This is a genomic window from Vibrio sp. D173a (assembly GCF_030248475.1).
The window spans coordinates 1-801 of the sequence record NZ_JAHGAH010000753.1; the positions used below are offsets into that span (position 1 = coordinate 1).

The window sequence follows — 801 nt, forward strand, 5'->3', positions numbered from 1 at the left end:
GTCGCATCAAGTCGATTCACTACCTTGAGCGCAAAGACCCAGAAGTGATCGGTCACATTCTTTAATAACGACCACCACGTAAACTTTGTTCAAGGCCAGCACTTTAATGCTGGCCTTTTCTTTTTATAACGATGCTGTCAAGTGGCTATAGTAAATGGTTTGCTTTATAAATGCCTTGCCTCATAATAGTAGTGTTCATGAGGTAGGGATAGTATGAAAACAAGCGACAGAATTTTACACACCATTAAGCGCCATGGAGCCGTTACTGCTAAGCAGCTCGCACAAGAGTTTGGCATGACCACCATGGGTGCAAGGCAGCATCTCCAAAGCCTAGAAGATGATGGTATTCTGGCGTTTCATGACGTTAAGGTAAAAGTTGGTCGCCCAACGCGTCACTGGTCTCTAACCCAACAAGGACACAGTCAATTCTCTGATCGTCATGGCGAGTTGACCATTCAAGTTATCGATGCCGTTGAGAATCTGTTTGGAAAAGAAGGCCTAGCCAAAGTCGCTGCAGAGCGTGAGCAATCGACCCTAAAGCAGTATCAACAAGCCTTAGTCAATTGTGATGACCTTCTTAGCAAACTCCAAACCCTCACTCAATTGCGTGAAGATGAAGCCGAGCTGCACGACGAAGGCGATCACTATGTCTTGATCGAGAACCACTGCCCTATCTGTAAAGCCGCAACACGCTGTCCTAGCTTGTGCCAATCAGAGCTAAATGTGTTTACCGAACTGCTTAAAAATGACTGTAATATCAGTCGTTCCGAACACATTATTGCGGGTGAACGTCGCTGTACA

General features: G+C 45.7%; 1 protein-coding gene. It reads left to right on the forward strand.

Annotation, left to right across the window (positions count from 1 at the left end; all coding sequences use genetic code 11):
* Window positions 1-213: 213 nt before the first annotated feature.
* On the forward strand, window positions 214-801 hold a 588-nt coding region (locus KIV40_RS29005), incomplete at its 3' end, for a metalloregulator ArsR/SmtB family transcription factor (protein WP_285352685.1).